3 protein-coding genes are annotated in these 2,985 nt (G+C 38.4%); 1 reads left to right on the top strand and 2 read right to left on the bottom strand.

Features of this window, described 5'->3' with window-relative positions:
• Nucleotides 1-41: 41 nt before the first annotated feature.
• Nucleotides 42-464, bottom strand: a complete 423-nt coding sequence (locus IC21_RS04610; protein WP_235801103.1) for an ATP-binding protein — start codon at nucleotides 462-464, stop codon at nucleotides 42-44.
• Nucleotides 448-2,013: an IS21 family transposase gene (gene istA / locus IC21_RS04605; RefSeq protein ID WP_035180568.1), complete on the bottom strand. Its 1,566-nt coding sequence runs from the start codon at nucleotides 2,011-2,013 to the stop codon at nucleotides 448-450. Before istA ends, IC21_RS04610 begins: the two co-directional genes overlap by 17 nt.
• Before the next feature lie 312 nt (nucleotides 2,014-2,325).
• On the opposite strand from istA, the gene IC21_RS04600 reads away from it, so the two are divergent.
• The gene (locus IC21_RS04600) at nucleotides 2,326-2,880 is read left to right on the top strand and encodes a histidine phosphatase family protein (RefSeq protein ID WP_029143173.1); all 555 of its coding nucleotides are present in this window, start codon (nucleotides 2,326-2,328) and stop codon (nucleotides 2,878-2,880) included.
• The last annotated feature ends 105 nt before the right edge of the window (nucleotides 2,881-2,985 follow it).

Here is a 2,985-nt window from a genome sequence, read left to right as displayed (position 1 = left end):
TTCTCGCTCGGTTGAAAGGTAAATTCATTGAGCCGGCAAGCCTATGTATTTTTTCTTGCAATTCTCTGCACTTTTTGCTTGCAAAAAACAGCCTCTATCCCTAATCCCGTTGCCAAATGTGTTTTTCCTACTCCAGGCGGTCCCAGAATAATTAAATTAAAAAGCTGATCAAGCCATGTGAATTCTTTTAACTGATTGATCTGTCTCCTACTTAGCGATTGTTGCTCGTCTACTTGGAATGCATCTATTGTCTTGTAAAACGGAAACGTTGCCCATTTTAATCGTTTTTCAATCAATTTCTCATCTCGGCGTTCCAACTCATAGCTAGTCAGATGTTCCAGAAAAGTGCGGTATGTCCAATCTTGTGATTCAGCTTCTTGAATCAGAGATGGCAAATGATTTGCCGTCTCTGATAATCGCAATGTTCGAAGCTGCTGCTGAAGTTGTTCAAGTGACTGTGTCATACTTTGTTGCTCCTTTCAACACATCCAAATATTGTGCTAATTCCCGGTTCTCCGGCTGTGTATCCAGAAGTGAAGGTTCTATGCCATGCAATGCCTTAATCTCCTCTTCTGCCCGTTTAAATTCCTCTTTTTGTTGCTGCTGTCGCTGAATGAATGCCAGTACGTCACTATATTCACTCGCACTGTATATCCCACGTTTGATGCATTCGCACAATGCTTCATCCCTAGTTCTTTGATCAGAAGCTTTAGACAACTTTAAAACGATTCCCAGCTGATCCCGAACATAACGTGGATATCTGTGATGAATTTCTTTCAGAAAAGCTATAGCCCTTTCTTCATCTCTAAAATACGAAGATACAGTGGAAATATACGCAGCTATCCCTTTAGTACGATCTCGTGTGTGCTGCCTATCTTGTATAAGTTTTCCTCTCTCGAATGAAATGATATGGTTGGCAATAACTGGCCCATCTGTTTGTTCACGTATTACCAGACGATTCTCAGCTGTTATTTCAATATAGACATCTTTATCTTTTTGATAGGTTCCGAGAGGAACCGAATAGCGATTGGATTGATAGACGATCGTATTGTCCTTACGCACTGTTCTTGTTATACTAGAATTAATACTTGTAGTAGTAATTTCTTTGATAACCGGTTTGAGGTGTTGCTTTTCCAATGTAAACACTTCAACTGGCCTTTTTTTTGTTTTATTATGCACTTTTCGGTTCCCAGTCCTCTCCAGCCAGGATATGCAGCTTTCATTCCATTGATCAATATTTTGAAAGATGCGGTGTTTGGCGAAATTGCCCTTCACATAACCAACGACATTCTCAATTCGCCCTTTGCTTTCCGGGTCAGCTTTTCTGCAGAAATAGACCTTCAATTTTCTCGCTTCCCGATAAGACTGAAATTCCTTTGTCAGAATTAAATCTCCCGCATTCTCGTTTACCATGAGCAGGGCATCCTGATCATATACCAGTTCATCGGTCATCCCTCCAAAGTATTGGAAAGCGTGCTCATGCATGCGAATCATATCTTTTGTCGTAAAAGGCCTGTCCAGCCATTCAACATACTTATATCTAGAATGCGATAGCACAAAGCCTATAAAATACAATTTTACACATTTACCTTGAGGCGTTTTCTGATTGGTTTTCCCGAAGTCTACCTGAGCTTGTTGCCCCATTGGCGGGTCAGGTATCGCTTGATAAACCCGTTGATGTGTCTCTTTTGGTATGGCATATTTTTCACGAAGTTCTTTGACATAACTACGTACCGTACTTTCCCCAACAATTAGTTTAGGGTAGTGCTCCATCAACCAATCATGGATCTGTGCCGAAGACACATCTGGGTTTTCACTCAGCCAAGTATGAAGAATCATTTCATAAGCATCGAGCTTCTTAGTTCGAGTCTTTGTTGAGGCCTCCCACAAAGCCATTTCTTCCGGAGACTTTTCCAGATATTTATATACTGTGGTTCTTGATATACCAAGCTTTCTGGCTATTCTTCTTATCTTAAATCCTTGTTCTTTTAATTGCTTGATCTCCATGTACATTTCCCATTTGTCCACCTTTACTTCCTCCATAACAATATAAATCAAACTATATTATTATATCGTATCGAGGGAATTATTATCAGGGGAATAGCGTCGATGTATTTGATAGGTGTTGCCCCTCCCCGGGGCAACACCTATCAAATGCAAAATACCTGCCCCCATATCTCAGTAAAAGTGTTCATTTTTATCTAGCAGGAATGGTCTACTTTAGTTTAGCATTCACACCTTATTCAGAAACAGGATAAGACTTTCTTTTTTGTTTGGATTAACACATAATAGGATATAAGAAATTGCTTTTAGGGGGATAATTTAATGACGACTAATTTGTATTTTGTTAGGCATGCTCACTCTACATATACTCCAGATGAATTAGGAAGACCATTATCCGAACAAGGCTATCTTGATGCAAATACTGTAACTGAATTTCTAAAAACAGAAAATATAGATAATATTTATTCAAGTCCATATAAACGGGCAATTCAAACAGTTGAAGGAATTGCTAAATACATAGATAAAGAGATTGTTTTAGTGGATGAATTCAAAGAAAGAGTTTTATCAGAGAAGCCTGTAGTTGACTTTACAAGTGCCATTACAAAGGTATGGCAAGACTTTGACTTTTCATTGGATGGTGGAGAATCAAATAGAATGGCTCAAAAAAGAGGTGTCAATGCGACAATACAATTATTAGAATACAATGATGGGAAAAACATCGTTGTCGGTACTCATGGTAATCTTATGGTGTTAATCATGAATTATTTTGATAAAAAGTATGGATTCAACTTTTGGAAGGAACTTGAAATGCCAGATATATACAAACTATCATTTAACGGTAAAGAACTGGTGGATGTACAAAGAATTTGGAAATGACTCGAAAAAGATTATTAATAACCTGAATCCGTGACGAAAATATAACAAACGCCGTTAATAGGTAGATTTCCCAAGAGTAAGGATATAGTGGTGTCCGACTATTCG

Origin of the sequence: Heyndrickxia coagulans DSM 1 = ATCC 7050 (assembly GCF_000290615.1) — a bacterium.
Classification (GTDB): Bacteria; Bacillota; Bacilli; order Bacillales; family Bacillaceae_C; genus Weizmannia; species Weizmannia coagulans.
Note: the sequence above shows the minus strand (reverse complement) of the source record. Positions and strands in the feature narration are given on the sequence as shown.